The sequence below is a fragment of the Frondihabitans sp. OV104 genome (genome assembly GCF_057787745.1).
Window position 1 is genome coordinate 2,475,792 of record NZ_CM173541.1, and the last position, 14,290, is coordinate 2,490,081.

Genomic DNA, 14,290 nt, shown 5'->3' on the forward strand with positions numbered 1-14,290 from the left:
GAAATCGTCCTCAAGGCGGACCCTGGGCTCTGCTCCCTCTCCCTGATGGCGCCGGCAACGACCGGCTCAGCCGATGTACGACATCACGTGCTTGATGCGCGTGTAGTCCTCGAAGCCGTACGACGACAGGTCTTTCCCGTATCCCGAGTGCTTGAAGCCGCCGTGCGGCATCTCGGCGACGATCGGGATGTGCGTGTTGATCCACACGCAGCCGAAGTCGAGCCGCTTGGCGCAGCGCAGGGCCCGAGCGTGGTCGCGGGTCCAGACGCTCGAGGCGAGGCCGTACTCGACGCCGTTGGCGAGCCTCAGTGCCTCGGCCTCGTCGGCGAAGCGCTGCACGGTGATGACGGGCCCGAAGATCTCCTGCTGCACGGCCTCGTCGCCCTGGAGGAGCCCCGAGACCACCGTCGCCTCGTGGAAGAACCCGACGTCGCCCTGACGGTGGCCCCCGGCCTCGACGACGGCGTGGTCCGGCAGGCGCGACAGGAACCCCTGCACCTGGGCGAGCTGGGCGGCGTTGTTCACGGGACCGAAGGCGGCCCCCGGGTCGGCCGGGGCGCCGACGTGGGCGTGGCTCCGGGTGCGGGCTGCGAGTTCCTGCGTGAACTCGTCGGCGATGCCCGCCTGCACGAGCACTCGCGTCGCGGCCGTGCAGTCCTGGCCGGCGTTGAAGAACCCCGCCGACACGATCCCCTCGACCGCCAGGGCCACGTCGGCGTCGTCGAACACGATCACCGGCGCCTTGCCGCCGAGCTCGAGGTGCACGCGCTTCAGGTCGTCGGCCGCCGAGCGCGCCACCGCCATGCCCGCCCGGACCGAGCCGGTGATCGACACGAGCTGCGGGGTGCGGTGCTCGATCATCGCCGCGCCCGTCGAGCGGTCGCCGGTGATGACGTTGAGAACGCCCGGGGGCAGGAACTCCGCGGCGACCTCGGCGAGCAGCAGCGTCGAGAGCGGCGTGGTGTCGCTCGGCTTCAGCACGGTGGTGTTGCCCGCGGCGAGCGCCGGGGCGAACTTCCACACCGCCATGTTGAGCGGGTAGTTCCAGGGCGTGACCTGGCCGACGACGCCGATCGGCTCGCGGCGGATGAACGACGTGTGGTCGGGCATGTACTCGCCCGCGCTCATGCCCTGGAGGTGGCGGGCCTCGCCGGCGAAGAAGCGGATCTGGTCGACCGACAGCAGGATCTCGTCGGCCACCAGGCTCGCGCGCGGCTTGCCGGTGTCGGTCGACTCGGCGTCGGCGAACTCCTCGGCCCGCGCCTCGATCGCGTCGGCGATGCGAAAGAGCGCCAGCTGCCGCTCGGCCGGGGTCGTCTCGCCCCAGGTCTCGAACGCGGTCGCGGCGGCGCGGTAGGCACGGTCGACGGTCTCGCGGTCGGACACCGGCGAGATGCCGTAGGTGTCTTCGGTCGCCGGGTCGATCAGGGCGAACGAGTCGGTGCCCGTGGCGTCGACGTACTCGCCGTCGATGAAGTTGCGGAGGGTGGCCATGGGCCGACCCTATCGATGCCCCGCCCGAGAAATTCAAGGACTTTTCGGCACGCGCAGCGCCGGATCGCACTGAGGCCGTTGCGGCTGGCGAGAATCTCCTTGAATTTCAGGAAGCTCTAGGGGGCGAGCGTGCCGGCGGCGAGGCCGATGCTCACCTCGAGCGAGCGGGTGAACAGCTCGACGCGCTCGTGCTCGTCGAGGTAGCCCACCAGCCCGTAGACGGTGGTGCTGTCGATCAGGGCGAAGAACTGGCGGGCGGCCAGCCCCGGGTTGGTGACCGAGAAGTCGCCTGACGCGGTGCCCGCGATCAGGAGGGCGACCAGGGTGTCCTGCCACTCGTGCAGCCGCTCGCGGAGTGCCGTCGCCACGAACTCGCTGTGGCGCCCCACGCTCCAGGCGTCGGCCCAGATCGTCTTGTCGAGGCTGTCGTCGGTCACGAGCACGGCCGAGACCAGAACCCGGAGGGCCGAGAGAGGGGTCGCCTCGGCGGCCATTGCCGTGGTGATGCCCACGAAGTCGGCGCGGGCCACGTCCGAGAAGGTCCGGGCGACGAGGGCGTGCATCGACGGCTCCTCGGCAGCCACGACACCCGGGGTCAGGCCGGTGACCGCGCAGAGGCGTCGGAGCGTGATCGTCGAGAGACCGGTCGAGAGAGCGATGTCGCGCGCCGCGTCGTCGATCGCCTTGCGAGTCTCGGTGAGAACGCTGGATGTCATCCTGACAGGCTAAGCGACCCGGCCGTTTTCGACAGTCCCCCAAGCGGGCGAGGTGCTCAGTCCCAGCGGATGAGATCGAACTCGGCCCGCAGCCGTGCTCCCCGGGCCGGATGCAGCTGCTCGACCCAGGCGATCCGCCCGAGCAGGTGCTCGCGGAACGCCGGGTGCCCGTCGCGGTTCTGCGACGCAGGTCCGTGCCGCACGCAGTTGTGCACGATGGCTTTCAGCCGGTCGTGCTCCGTCCTCCCCGGCGAGGTCGTCTGGTTCACCACGATGCCGGTCACGGTCTGGCGCACCCCGGCCCGCCGCACGCGCGTCTTCCTCGCGTTGACCGTGTGCCCCTCGTCGGCGACGATCCGCTCGACACCCCGGAGGAACGCAGGAACTCGCCCGCCCAGCTCCCCGTCGCCCGAGAACGACAGGTCGTCGGCGTACCGGGTGTACACGGCCTCCGCCGCACGCGCCCAGCCGTCGAGCCTCCGGTCGAGGCCGGCGAGGCTCAGGTTCGCGAGCGCGGGAGACGACGGCGCGCCCTGCGGCAGGTGCGGCGCCGCGAGCGCGCGCCGCAGCTCGAACCGCTCGGTCGAGGAGCCTCCGTCGGGCATCGCTGAGAGCACACGCACGGGGACAGCGTGCGTGCAGACGCCGGCCAGGAGATGCGCGACAGGTTCAGCGAGGCCGGCCCGGCGGAACAGCCCGTACACCTGGCGGGCGCTGACTGCGGCGAAGAACGAGACCAGATCGAGGGCGAGCACGACCTCGCGCCCGGTGTGGAGTTCCGCGCCCGTGACGGCGCTCCTGCCCGGGACGAAGCCGTGCGCCGCGTCGTGCAGCGGCATCGGCGCCAGCAGCTCGTCGAGCACGGTGCGCTGCACGGTCTTCAGGAGGCCGAGCGGCACCTCGAGCAGCCGCGGCGTGCGCCCGGGGCGGCTGACCCACTCGTAGCGGTAGTGGTGGAGGGGGCCCGCGGGAGCGCGTCGGTTCCACCCCTTCGTGTCGGCGAACCACTCCAGGCGGCCGACCGTCACGCCGAGGAGGCGCGCGAGGTCGGCGACCGTGTCGACGCGCGGGCCGGGCCCGACAGCGGCGACGGGGACGACCTCGCGCGAGAGCACGACGACCGGCGCGCGTTCGGCGCTGCGCCGCACGGCCTCGACGAAGCCGGGCAGGGCCACGATGAGCCGTGCCGTCGTGCGCGGCGAGTCGAGGAGCGGCCGGGGCAGCGCCTGCAGGACGCCCAGGACCGCCAGCGGCACGAAGCGCCGGCCCGACCCGAACGCTTCGGTGCCTGCCGCTGACAGACTGCGGACGTCCCAGCCGGGTGCGGCGGCGAAGGCATCGGCCAGCACCACGGCCACCTCGTACGGCGAGGCCCCGGAGGGCTGCCCGCCGCGGGCGTGCAGGCGACCGCCGGACGACTCATCGGCCGGTGCGGGAGGCAGGGTGCGCGAAGCGCGCTTCGCCTCTCGCGGTGTCATGTCGTGGTCAATCCTCGTCCCCCGGGGTAGCCCCGGAGAGAACCGCGCTCATCGAACGCGGTCCGCCTCGTCCGGTGGTCGCCGCACGAGCCTCACGCTAAGCCGTGCCCCGGCCAGCCGCAACCCGCCGCCGCCCGATGTCACACTGGGCTCTCCCCAGACACCTCATGAGTGGAGGTGACCGTGAAGAGACCACGAGACGACACCGACGAGCATGAGCTCGTCCGGCTGGCCCAGCGGGGCGACGAGCAGGCGTTCGCGACGTTGTTCGACCGACACTCGCGCACCGTCTACCGGTACGCCTGGGGACTCGCCGACGTCCGGTCCGACGCCGACGACCTCGTTCAAGAGACGTTTCTCGTGGCCTGGCGGCGCCGCGCCACGATCAGGATCGTCGACAGCTCCGTCGTTCCGTGGCTGCTGACCACGTGCCGCAACGTGTCGCTCAACCTGAACCGACAGCGACGCCGGCTCCGCACGGACGAGCTCGCCGAGGCGTCTGTCGGCGACCCGACCTGGCACCGCCGGATCGACCAGGAGGCCGCCGCTGAGGAGCTGACCTGGGTTCGCGACGAGATCGCGGCCCTCTCGGAGATAGACCGCCGGCTCTGCCAGCTGTGCCTGATCGAGGGCCGCAGCTACGAGGACGCCTCGATGCTGCTCGGCCTGACCGCGGCCTCCGCCCGCAAGCGCATCCAGCGCACCCGCTCCCGACTCCGCGCCCTGCGCGCCGACTGACGCTTCTGAAAGGTCCATCATGATCTCCATCGCACCGCCCGACGGCGCCGCACTCGACGAGGCGCTCCGTCCCATCCGCTCCACCGTCATCGACGTCACCCGCACCCGGCGCCGCGTCCGCCGCGCGGGAGCGGCGACGGCCGGTGCCGTGCTCGTCCTGTCGGCCGTCCTGGTGGCAGCCAACGTGCTCGGCGTCAGCGTTCCGGGGACGGCAGGCCACGGCGCCTCGGCCGAGGCGGCCGGGGTGCTGCATCACGCGGCCGTCACCGCCATCGGCGAGAGCGACCCCGTCGTGAAGCCGGGCCAGTTCGTCAAGGTCGTCACCGTCGAGACGAGCGTCGGCCAGTACGGCGTCACCGACGACGGCCCGGCGAAGTACGGCGTCCAGATCATGGAGACCCGCACTCTCTACATCCCCGCCGACCCTGCATCCGACTGGGTCCTGGTCAGGAAGACCGAGGCTCCGACCACGTTCCTGCCCGCGGCCCATGCCGCCGCCGCGAAGGCCGAGTACGACAAGAACGGAACGCCCTATCCCGAGGGCACGTGGCACGCCAGAGACGGGGAGTTCTACGGCACCCCGTGGTCGGTCCAGGGACTCGACGCGATGCCCACCGAGCCTCACGCGCTCCTGGCCTACTTCGACTCGCACTACACCGGCGGATCCGCCAGCCGCGAGGAGGACACCATGGTGCGTGCGACCGAGGTGCTGACGAGCGGGACCGCGACCGCGAAGCTCCGCTCGGCGATCTACGGCATGCTCGCACTGCTCCCGGGAGTCGAGGTGACCGATGACGCCGCCACCGTCGATGGCCGCACCGGCATCGCGATCGGGCGCTCCGAGCCCAACCGCGGGGGCGAGCACCAGGAGATCATCATCGACCCGGCGACCGGCCAGCTGATCGGTTCGCGTGTCATCGAGGCGCAAGCGTACGGCCCCCTGCCCGCTGGGACGGTCTGGGACTCCACCGCCGTGACGACGTCGGTCGCCGACACCGCACCCTGATTGGGCGAGAGGCCCCGATCTGGGCGATGGCAGCAGCCATCTGCCCAGATCGGGGCTTCTCGGCGACGAACCGAGGCGACGGGCGCAGGAACTCGCCGCCGGGCTCAGAGCCGCCCGAAGACCAGCCGCAGAGTCCGGGCCTCGGGCCGCAGCGCGAAGAGCGGCCACACGTCGACGCCGCACGCCCGCGAGCCCAGGCCGTTCTGCGCGGCGTCGACGTAGAGGTGGGTCGCGGTCGACGGCGGCAGCTCGTGCGGGTGACCGGCGACGGCGACCTGCTCGGCGGTGTGCCGCGCGAGGGTGAAGCCGGGCAGGCCGCGGTGGTCCGGCAGCGCGGTGATCCGCATGGCGCCGTCGAGGTCGAGCGTCCTGAACTCGGAGCGGTGTCCGGTCTCCTGCGGACGGGCGTAGCCGGCCCCGAGCTCGTCGATCGGCGCCGAGTACCGCCCGACGAGGGCTGCGCGCCGGCTGTCCGGGTACGACTCGAGCGGGCCGGTGCCGAACCACGACGCCGTCTCGACCTCGGCCGGCAGGTCGAACCGCAGGCCGAGGCGGGGCAGCACGAGGTCCCAGCCGGCCGACGGCGCGATGTGCGCGGTCAGCAGGACGTCGTCGCCGTACGGCTCCCAGACCGTCTCGACGGTGATCGAGTGGCGCGATCCGGCGGGGGCCCAGCGGGTGAGGCGGGCGACGCGACTCGGGCCGGACTCCGAGCTCAGGATTCTCGGCGTCATGCGGTGGAGCCCGGCGGCCTCCCACTGCTCGGCGAGCGAGAACGCCTGAACTCCGCGCCCGAGGTTCGGCAGGACGCCTGCTATGTCGTAGCTGCCGCCGTGGCCGAGACTGTCGTTGTCCGTCGGCGCCCGGAACGCCGAGAGCGTCGGGCCCGACGCCGCGAGCCCGGCCAGAGCGCCGAGGGCCCCGTCGGCGTCGAACGCGGCCGGCAGGAGGTCGCCGCCGGAGCGCGCGGGGCGACGCCGGGGCGCGGGCGGAGTGAGGTCGTGCTGCGCGGCTGCGAGCACGTGGCCCGCCGGCGCCCACGCCGTGTCGTCGCTCAGGACGGCTGACACGGTGAGCCACGTCTCGCCGCCCGGCGACGACGTCTCTCCTGAGACGGCGCCGGCCGGCAGGTCCATGCTCACCGACTCCCCCGCCGCGACGATCCCGGCGTCGAGGTCGCCGGACGCCGTGACGACGCCGTCGGCCTCGAGCCGCCAGGTGAGGCGGACGTCGGAGGAGTCGCTCGAGTGGCGGTGGTTCGAGACGGTGATGCGCGTTCCTGCGCTCTTGCTGTCAGCGAAGGCGAAGCGGAACGGCGCGACCACCGCGGCCCACTCGTGCAGGCCGGGCGTCGGGGTGTCGTCGCTCAGGATCATGCCGTCCATCACGAAGTTGCCGTCGTGCACGACCTCGCCGAAGTCGCCGCCGTATCCGAAGAACTCGGTGCCGTCGGCCGCGCGTGTGCGGATGCCGTGGTCGCGCCACTCCCACACGAAGCCGCCGTGCAGGCGCGGGTAGCGGTCGACGAGGACTTCGTACTGGTCGATGGCGCCCGGGCCGTTGCCCATGGCGTGGACGTACTCGCAGAGCAGGAAGGGGCGGGTGCGCAGGCGGGCCGACTCGGCGGCGCTCGCCAGGTGGAGCAGCTCGGTGGAGTCCTGGCCGATCGACTCGGTCTCGGGGATCGACGAGTACATGCGCGAGTACACGTCGGTGTAGGCGCCCTGCAGGTCTCCTTCGTAGTGGACCGGCCGCTCGGGGTCGCGGTCGTGCACCCAGGCGCTCATGGCGGCGAGGTTGCGCCCGGTGCCCGCCTCGTTGCCGAGCGACCAGAGCACGATGCTCGCGTGGTTCTTGTCGCGCTCGACGGTGCGCTCGATGCGGTCGAGGTAGACGTCGCGCCAGCGCGGGTCGTCGCTCGGGTTGTCGACCCAGGCGTCGGCGGGCCGCGGGCCCCAGCCCTCGAGGCCGGTCTGCGAGCCGCCGCGCTCGAAGCCGTGCGTCTCGAGGTCGCACTCGAGCACGACCCAGAAGCCGAGCTCGTCGGCGAGGTCGAGCAGGCGCGGGTGCGGCGGGTAGTGGCTGGTCCGGATGGCGTTGACGTTGAAGCGCTTCATCCGCGCGAGGTCGGCGCGGGCGTGCTCCTCGTCGAAGACGCGGCCGCGGTCGGGGTGCGCCTCGTGGCGGTTCATGCCGTGGAAGACGAGGCGGCGGCCGTTGGCGAGCAGCCGGTCGCCGTCGATCAGGATGGTCCGGAACCCGATGCGCTGCGTGACCGTCTCGCCCTGCGCGGTGACGACGGCCTCGTACAGGCGCGGCGACTCGGCCGACCAGGGCTCGGCGCCGGGGACGGCGAACGGCGCGACGTCGGCGGCGGTGGCCCACTCGACGGCCACCCCGAGTTCCTGAATCGTGAGCGTCACCGGGAAGGCGTCGTCGGCCGCCCGCACCTCGGGATCGAGCGCGGCCCCGTCGGCGGCCGACCAGGCCGTGCGCAGCCAGACGTCGTCGATGCCGCCCGCGGGCCGGGCCTCGACGGTGACCTCGCGGAAGATGCCGGGCAGCCACCACTGGTCCTGGTCTTCGACGTACGACGCGGCCGACCACTGGTGCACGCGCACGGCGATGCGGTTGCCGCCCTCGCGCAGCAGCCCCGTCACGTCGAACTCGTGCGCGAGCCGGCTGCCGGCGGCGGTGCCGACCGGAGCCCCGTTGAGCCAGACCTTGAAGGTCGACTCGACCCCGTCGAAGCGCAGCGTCTGGGAGGCGGCGCGCAGGAACTCCGGCCCCACCTCGAAGTCCCTCACGTGATCGCCCGTCGGGTTGTCGTCGGGCACGAACGGCGGCTCGACCGGGAACGGGAACTGCACGTTGGTGTAGATCGGCGCACCGCGGTCCTCGCCAGCCGGTTCGGCGCCGTCGCCACCGAGCACCCAGTGCGACGGCACGGCGATGGTGCTCCAGCCCGAGACATCGAAGCCGTCGGCGGCGAACGCGTCGTCACCGTCGGCGCGGGGCCGCAGCCGGAACGCCCACCGTCCTGAGAGATCGGCCCGGGGCGCGTCGCTGTGCAGCCACGACCGCGCCGGGACGGCACGGCCGCTCGGCGTGAGCACGCTGCCCGGGACGATGTCGGTCACGTAGGCCGGGGTGCTGCTCACGGGGGAATCTCCTTCGATCGGTGCGTGGTGCGACGCTAGCATGAAAGGAGAGTGGTTACACTCCTTTCATGCCCCCGCAGGAACTGCCGTGAGCCCCCGGTCCACCGGCGTCCGCGGCCCCTACGCCAAGAGCGCCGCCCGCCGCACGGCGATCCTCGACGCCGCGCGCGAGGTGTTCGCGGCTCAGGGGTACCGGGCCGGGAGCGTGCAGGATGTCGCCGACGCCGCCGGGGTCAGCCAGTCGGCCGTGCTCCACCACTTCCCCGCCAAAGAAGACCTGCTGCTCGCCGTCCTCGCCGACCGCGACGCGCGCGGCGACGACATCAAGGCCGGGCTCGGACTCGTCGACGGGGCCCGCGCGCAGGTCGCGCACAACACGGGCACCCCCGGCATCATCGAGCTCTACACGACCCTCTGCGCCGAGGCGACCGGACAGGCGCACCCGGCGCACGACTACTTCGTCGAGCGGTTCCGGCGCACGCGCGAGCTGTTCGCCGGTCAGTTCCGCGACCTCGCCGAGCGCGGGCTCCTGCGCGACGGCGTCGACCCCGAGCTCGCCGGCGCCGGCTTCGTGGCGCTGTGGGACGGCATCCAGCTGCAGTGGACCATGGACCCCCGCCAGGTCGACGTGTGGGCGGCACTGCGGCACTACCTGTCGCTGGTGCTGCGCGACGACGTCGGGTGAGTTCCTGCGCCGAACCGGCACTGCAACGGCGCCCGAGTGACGAATCGGCCATGGGGCCCACGGTGACGGCCCGGCACGATGGTCGCCATGACGACCACCGACGCGGCGCCGACCACGACCGAGACGCCCTCGGCATTCACCCCGCTGGAGGCCGCCGGGCGCGACCACCTGTGGATGCACTTCTCGCGCATGGCCCCGTTCCAGGAGAAGCCGATGCGCGTCATCGACCACGCCGAGGGCGCCTACCTCTGGGACGACCGCGGCCACAGGATCCTCGACGGCCTGGCCGGCCTGTTCGTGGTCCAGGCCGGGCACGGGCGGCAGGAACTCGCGAGCGCCGCCGCCGACCAGGCCGCCAAGCTCGCGTACTTCCCGAACTGGGGCACCACCTCCCGTCCGGTCATCGAGCTCGCCGAGCGCCTCGCCCACTACGCCCCCGGCAGCCTCAACCGCGTCTTCTTCACGTCGGGCGGCGGCGAGGCCGTCGAGAGCGCGTGGAAGGTCGCCAAGCAGTACTTCAAGCTGACCGGCAAGCCGCAGAAGCACAAGGTCATCTCGCGCATGTCGGCCTACCACGGCACCACGCACGGAGCCCTCGCCATCACGGGCCTGCCCGCCATGAAGCAGGCGTTCGAGCCGCTGGCACCGGGCGGCTTCCGCGTTCCGAACACCGACTTCTACCGGGCCTCCGACGAGTGGGGCGGCGACGAGGCGGCCTTCGGGCTGTGGGCCGCGAACCGCATCGAGGAGGCGATCCTCTTCGAGGGAGCCGACACCGTCGCGGCCGTCGTGCTCGAGCCCGTGCAGAACTCCGGCGGCTGCTTCACCCCGCCGCCCGGGTACTTCGAGCGGGTGCGCGCGATCTGCGACCGATACGACGTGCTGCTCGTCAGCGACGAGGTCATCTGCGCGTTCGGCCGCCACGGCACCATGTTCGCCTGCGAGAAGTTCGGCTACGAGCCCGACATCATCACGTGCGCCAAGGGGATGTCGAGCGGCTACGGCCCCATCGGAGCCATGATCGCCAACGAGCGCGTGATGGAGCCGTTCTTGACGGGCACCGACTTCTTCCCGCACGGGTACACCTTCGGCGGTCACCCGGTGTCGGCCGCCGTGTCGCTGGCCAACCTCGACATCGTCGAGCGTGAAGGCCTGAACCAGCGCGTGCTCGACAACGAGGCGGCGTTCGGCGCGACGCTCTCGAAGCTGAAGGACCTCGACATCGTCGGAGACGTCCGCGGGGACGGCTACTTCTGGGCGATCGAGCTCGTTCGCGACAAGGGGTCGAAGGCGCTGTTCGACGCCGCCGAGCGCGAGCTCCTGATCAAGCAGTTCCTGCCCGGGGCGCTGATGGACAACGGCCTCTACTGCCGGCCCGACGACCGCGTGAACCCGGTGATCCAGCTGGCGCCGCCGCTCATCGCCGGCCAGGCGGAGTTCGACGAGATGGAGCAGATCCTGCGCGGAACACTGCAGCAGGCCCAGGCCCTGGTCTGATTCCCGGAGGCCGACGCCTGCCGCGTCACGTGCCCGGAACCCGGTAGCCGACCAGGGTCGACGAGTTCGGGCTCTGGAACACGGTGCCCGAGGCGACGGCGAGTGTCTGCGGGTAGTAGAAGTACGCGCTGTCGATGGGGAGCGCCGCGAGGGGGGCCGTGGCGGTGGCCGTCGTGGAGTAGGCGAGGAGGCGGTACTGGTCGCCGACGCACGTCCCGTTCTGGAACTCGCCGTACTCGTTGACGATCCAGACCACATCGCCGCCGCGCACCATGCCCTGGGCGAAGTCGCCGACTTCCGTCTGCCACTTCACCGTGCCGGTTGACGCCGACAGTCGGGCGATGTGTCCGGCGAACCGCGCCTCGCACTTCGCCGGGTCGGGTTCGTGAGACGTGCGGTACGTGATGAACAGGTTCGTCGAGTCGGCGCCCGCGATCCCGATGATGTCGGAGTCGTAGCTGTCGACCGCGGTCGACCAGAGGGGCTTGCAGGAGGCGGCGCCGCACCCCGCCGCCGGGAACGCGGCGACGGCGTCGGAGACGTTGACGAAGACGCGACCGCCTGCGAGCACCGGGGTTCCGTACGAGAATGCCGGGTCGCTGGTCCACTTCTTGCGGCCGGTGGTCGCGCTGTACGCGACGAGGCCTTCGCCTCCGCTGGTGTAGAAGGTTCCGCCGCCGACCGCGAAGCCGTAGACGAAGTCGATGCCGTCGTTGTTGTTCGGCGTGTACGAGTGCTTCCAGAGGAGCTTGCCGGACTTCACCGAGAACGCGAGCACGGGGTAGCCCGAGCCGAAGAGGAACACGCGGGTGCCGTCCGTCGTGGGAGTACCGGGATAGGTGCGGTCCGCGCCAGGGGTCGTCGCCTTCGGCAGGAAGGCCCGAGCGGTGATCGCGTGCTTCGCCACATCCACGACGAGGACCCCGCCTGCGGGCGAGGTTCCGAACGAGATCAGGACGGTCGATCCCGTTCCGGTCATGCCGTACCCGTAGGAGCTGACGGCGTAGGGCAGGGCCATGCTCCAGAGGGCCTTGCCAGTTCTGGGCGACGAAGCGTAGAAGCGCGGAGACGTGGTACCCCCGACCGTGTACACGACACCGCCGAGGACCACCGGCGGGTACGAACCGCCGGTCCGGTTCGTGGCGGCGAAGGCCTGCGTGATCTTTCCCGCATTGCCGGCCGTCAGGACGTGCTCGCCGGTATTCGTCGAGCTGCTCCCGGCCGATCCGTACACGCCCGTCCACTGATCGGGAGGGGAGGCGGCCGCAGCCGGGCTCGCGACCCCGGGAGCGAGGGCAGCCGCGAGAGACACCGCGAGGGCGATGGTCAGGACGGCCCATCCGCGACGTGCTCTCGTCGGTCGGACGGACGGCTCAACTGGTGTGCGACGGTGCACGAGAGCTCCTCATCTAAGACAATGAGGCGATCATATTCTCGGATTCGCTCCGGCGCCGTTCGGGTCGGTCGCGCCTATGCGGGATCGCCCGGCGCGAAGCCGTCGCCGAGCCGCCGGAGCAGCTCGATCAGCTGGGCGCGCTCGCTGCGGGAGAGCGGCCCGAGCTGCACTTCCTCTTCGGCGACGAGCGCCAGCATGGCCTCGTCGACCATCTCGCGGCCGACGGGCGTCATGCAGACGAGCACACCGCGGCCGTCTTCCGGGTTCTTGCGGCGCTCCACGAGAGCGCGCTCCTCGAGCAGATCGAGCCGGTTGGTCAGGGTGCCGCTGGTGACCATCGTGACCTTGACGAGCTGGGCGGGGCTGAGCTGGAACGGCTCGCCGGCTCGGCGCAGAGCCGCGAGCACGTCGAACTCCCAGATCGCGAGGCCGGCGCCCTTGAACGCCTGAGCCCGCAGGGTGTTGAGCCGCAACGAGACGCGCCGGAGCCTCGACATCACGTCGAGGGGGGAGAAGTCGGTCTCGGGAAGCTGACCGGCCCACGCATCGATCAGCAGGTCGACCTCGTCGCTGCTCGTGGTCATGCTCCGAGAATACTGCGCAGTGCCCGTGCACTGGCCGGGGGATGGCCCCAATCAGCGAACCCCCAGCGCAATCAGCCGTTACTCCGGCGTCACGACCGTGAAATGCGCCGCCCCTGTACTGGCTGATGGAGGGTCGTGGCACGGCGCCGCGCCCGGATGGAGACGCGAATGTTCCACATGGGATGGTTTCTGAACTACTCGGTCCCGAGCTGGGCCAAGGACTGGTCGGGCGAGGCGGCCCGCGACTGGGTCAAGCCCGACCTCTACATCGAGCTCGCGAAGGCGATGGAGCGCGCCCGCTTCGACTACATGATGCTCGAGGACGGCGCCTTCATCCCCGATGCGTTCGAGGGCACGAGCCGCTACTACCTCGAGAAGGCCAACCACGCGCCGAAGCTCGACCCGGCCACGCTGGTGCCGCTGCTGCTCGACGCGACCCGCCACCTCGGCGTCATCATGACGCTCGCCACTCCCTACTACCCGCCCTTCGCCGCCGCGCGCCTGATGTCGAGCCTCGCGCTGCAGTCGGACGGCCGCGCCGGCGTCAACCTGGTCACCGCGCACAACGTCCGCACGGCTCAGAACTTCGGCCGGGACGAGCACTACGAGCACGACTTCCGGTACGAGATGGCCGACGAGTGGATCGACCTCGTCGGCCGGCTCTGGGACTCCTGGGAGGACGACGCCGTCGTCGGCGACCACGAGTCGGGGGTCTTCGCCGACCACACCAAGGTGCACCCGGTGAACTTCGAGGGCCGCTTCTACAAGTCGCGCGGACCGCTCAACACCATCGCCCCGACCGGCGGCCATCCGATCGTCTGCCAGGCCGGCGGTTCGCCTGCGGGCCGCAGCCTCGCCGCGAAGTACGCCGACACGGTCGTCGCATCGGTACCGGGGATCGAGGCCATGAAGGAGTACCGCGCCGACATGGACGAGCGGCTGATCGCCGCGGGCCGCAAGCCCAGCGACGTCAAGATCCTGTTCACCATCTCGCCCGTGCTCGGCGAGACCCGCGAGGAGGCCGTGGCGAAGAAGGCGCGCATCGACGCGACGACGATCGAGGACTCCCTCTCGCGTCTGTCGTGGTCGAGCGGCATCGACTTCTCGCAGTTCGACCTGGATTCCCCCCTGCCCGAGATCAAGACGAACGCCGCGTCGTCGTCGACGCTCGGCATGCTGCAGGGCTCGAACCCCGAGACGACGCTGCGGGAGATCGCCTCGCGGCCGGTCCGCCTCGGCTCGCTCGAGGTGAGCGGGACACCCGACGAGGTCGCCGCCGTCATGGGCGAGGCCATGGACGAGGTCGGCGGCGACGGCTTCCTGATCGCCGGCCAGCTCACCCGCCGCTACATCACCGAGGTGACCGACGGGCTCTCGCCGGCCCTGCGTCGCCGCGGGCTGATCCGCAGCGAGTACAGCGGCACGACCCTGCGCGAGAACCTGCAGGCCTTCTAGCCCGACCGTCAACACGGGGGCCCGCTGCCGTCCGGCCCGGCGGAGGGCTCCCGCCGGGGCTCGGCGCCGGCGCGCCCCCG

11 protein-coding genes are annotated in these 14,290 nt (G+C 71.5%); 5 read left to right on the plus strand and 6 right to left on the minus strand.

Annotated features, from left to right (window positions below; genetic code table 11):
- Positions 1 to 66 precede the first annotated feature (66 nt).
- The 3 genes from AC3CBB_RS11660 to AC3CBB_RS11670 form a co-directional block, all read right to left on the minus strand.
- Positions 67 to 1,494, minus strand: a complete 1,428-nt coding sequence (locus AC3CBB_RS11660) for a gamma-aminobutyraldehyde dehydrogenase (protein WP_488624694.1) — start codon at positions 1,492 to 1,494, stop codon at positions 67 to 69.
- A gap of 116 nt (positions 1,495 to 1,610) precedes the next feature.
- Positions 1,611 to 2,210 carry a TetR/AcrR family transcriptional regulator gene (locus tag AC3CBB_RS11665; RefSeq protein ID WP_123505477.1) on the minus strand — a complete coding sequence of 200 codons (600 nt, stop codon included), beginning with the start codon at positions 2,208 to 2,210 and terminating at the stop codon, positions 1,611 to 1,613.
- A gap of 56 nt (positions 2,211 to 2,266) precedes the next feature.
- Entirely contained in the window at positions 2,267 to 3,688 is a 1,422-nt protein-coding gene (locus AC3CBB_RS11670; protein WP_488624695.1) for a reverse transcriptase family protein, read from the minus strand.
- A 183-nt stretch (positions 3,689 to 3,871) separates the two neighbouring features.
- Here AC3CBB_RS11670 and AC3CBB_RS11675 point away from each other — a divergent pair, with 183 nt between their 5' ends.
- Both AC3CBB_RS11675 and AC3CBB_RS11680 read left to right on the plus strand, forming a co-directional pair.
- Positions 3,872 to 4,426 carry an RNA polymerase sigma factor gene (locus AC3CBB_RS11675; RefSeq protein WP_488624696.1) on the plus strand — a complete coding sequence of 185 codons (555 nt, stop codon included), beginning with the start codon at positions 3,872 to 3,874 and terminating at the stop codon, positions 4,424 to 4,426.
- A 19-nt stretch (positions 4,427 to 4,445) separates the two neighbouring features.
- Positions 4,446 to 5,432 carry a CU044_5270 family protein gene (locus AC3CBB_RS11680; RefSeq protein WP_488624697.1) on the plus strand — a complete coding sequence of 329 codons (987 nt, stop codon included), beginning with the start codon at positions 4,446 to 4,448 and terminating at the stop codon, positions 5,430 to 5,432.
- Positions 5,433 to 5,536: 104 nt separating this feature from the next.
- Here AC3CBB_RS11680 and AC3CBB_RS11685 read toward each other — a convergent pair whose 3' ends face one another.
- Positions 5,537 to 8,593 carry a glycoside hydrolase family 2 TIM barrel-domain containing protein gene (locus AC3CBB_RS11685; protein WP_488624698.1) on the minus strand — a complete coding sequence of 1,019 codons (3,057 nt, stop codon included), beginning with the start codon at positions 8,591 to 8,593 and terminating at the stop codon, positions 5,537 to 5,539.
- Between the two features lie 88 nt (positions 8,594 to 8,681).
- On the opposite strand from AC3CBB_RS11685, the gene AC3CBB_RS11690 reads away from it, so the two are divergent.
- Together AC3CBB_RS11690 and AC3CBB_RS11695 are read left to right on the plus strand one after the other, a co-directional pair.
- Positions 8,682 to 9,278, plus strand: a complete 597-nt coding sequence (locus AC3CBB_RS11690; protein ID WP_233579909.1) for a TetR/AcrR family transcriptional regulator — start codon at positions 8,682 to 8,684, stop codon at positions 9,276 to 9,278.
- An 87-nt stretch (positions 9,279 to 9,365) separates the two neighbouring features.
- A complete protein-coding gene (locus tag AC3CBB_RS11695) occupies positions 9,366 to 10,775 on the plus strand; it encodes an aspartate aminotransferase family protein (RefSeq protein WP_488624699.1) in 1,410 nt (469 codons plus the stop codon).
- A gap of 25 nt (positions 10,776 to 10,800) precedes the next feature.
- Here AC3CBB_RS11695 and AC3CBB_RS11700 read toward each other — a convergent pair whose 3' ends face one another.
- Both AC3CBB_RS11700 and AC3CBB_RS11705 read right to left on the minus strand, forming a co-directional pair.
- Complete coding sequence (locus AC3CBB_RS11700) at positions 10,801 to 12,171, minus strand: outer membrane protein assembly factor BamB family protein (RefSeq protein WP_488624700.1); 1,371 nt, start codon at positions 12,169 to 12,171, stop codon at positions 10,801 to 10,803.
- 74 nt (positions 12,172 to 12,245) lie between these two features.
- Positions 12,246 to 12,755, minus strand: coding sequence for a MarR family winged helix-turn-helix transcriptional regulator (locus AC3CBB_RS11705; protein WP_123505484.1), 510 nt, complete (start codon positions 12,753 to 12,755; stop codon positions 12,246 to 12,248).
- A 168-nt stretch (positions 12,756 to 12,923) separates the two neighbouring features.
- Between AC3CBB_RS11705 and AC3CBB_RS11710 the strand changes: the two genes are divergently transcribed.
- The gene (locus AC3CBB_RS11710) at positions 12,924 to 14,210 is read left to right on the plus strand and encodes an NtaA/DmoA family FMN-dependent monooxygenase (RefSeq protein ID WP_488624701.1); all 1,287 of its coding nucleotides are present in this window, start codon (positions 12,924 to 12,926) and stop codon (positions 14,208 to 14,210) included.
- Positions 14,211 to 14,290 lie beyond the last annotated feature (80 nt).